Origin of the sequence: Comamonas sp. B-9 (assembly GCF_000410635.1) — a bacterium.
Taxonomy (GTDB): Bacteria; Pseudomonadota; Gammaproteobacteria; order Burkholderiales; family Burkholderiaceae_C; genus Comamonas.
On the sequence record NZ_KE148629.1, the window covers coordinates 1 to 1,080 of the forward strand.

The 1,080-nt window shown below is 67.6% G+C and carries 1 protein-coding gene; it reads left to right on the top strand.

Going from position 1 to position 1,080, the window contains the following annotated elements; all coding sequences use genetic code 11:
• Positions 1-318: 318 nt before the first annotated feature.
• The coding region (locus H928_RS33550; RefSeq protein WP_239645003.1) for an MFS transporter at positions 319-1,080 on the top strand (762 nt) is incomplete at its 3' end.

Here is a 1,080-nt window from a genome sequence, read left to right on the forward strand (position 1 = left end):
GGTGTCGCCACTGAGCTCGCGCAGCTTGGCGCGCACCGGCCGCTCGGCGGTGGGCACAAACAGGTGCGGGGTGAGCGAGTCGACATACTGCCAGGCACGGCGGGCGCTGGCAGCCTCGCCGCTGGCGGCAGCGCGTGCCGGTGGGGGCAAGGGGGCAGTCACGGCAGAAGGCATGGCGGCAGGGCGCTAGGCGGTTGGCGGTTGGCGGCGGTAATGGTGGCGCAAGAAGGGGCCAAGCATCGCAGCTTGGCACATTGGCGATAGTAATCGTCTCTCTGTCGCATACATGCCGACAGGGCTTTGGCTAACATCGCTGCCATGACAACCAGCACAACAATACCGCCGGGCGCGCCCGGGCCCAGCGCGTTGGGCAGCCTGCGGCAGGATTCACGCACCATCGGCCTGGTGGGCCTGGCCCATGGCTCCTCGCACTTCTTCCACCTGCTGCTGCCGCCGCTGTTTCCCTGGCTGATCGCGGACTTCGGCTTCAGCTACTCCGAGCTCAGCGTGCTGGTGTCGGCCTTTTTCATCGTCTCGGGCGTGGGCCAGGCGCTGGCCGGCTTTGTGGTCGACCGCTTTGGCGCCCGCCCCATCATGTTTGCCGCGCTCAGCAGCTTTGCGGTGGCCGGTGTCATTGCCGGCACCGCCAACAGCTATGCGCAGCTGATGCTGGCCGCCATCTTTGCCGGCCTGGGCAATGCGCCCTTCCACCCGGTGGATTTCACCATCCTCAACAAGCGCCTCTCGCCGCAGCGCCTGGGCCATGGCTTCTCGGTGCATGGCCTCTCGGGCAACCTGGGCTGGGCGGCAGCGCCGGTGTTCATGGCTGGCATCACCTCGGCCACCGGCTCCTGGCGCATGGCCTGCCTCTGCGGCGCCGCGCTGGCGGCCATCATCCTGGCCATCATGGTGGTCAATCGCGATGCGCTCGATGACCGCGTCAGCCTGCCTGGCGCGGCCCTTGCCAAGGCGGCGGTAGCCGGCAAGCAGGAGCACCCGATGGCCTTCCTGAAGCTGCCCTCGGTCTGGCTGTGCTTCTCGTTCTTTTTCTGGACCACCTGCGCGATGAGCGCCATCCAG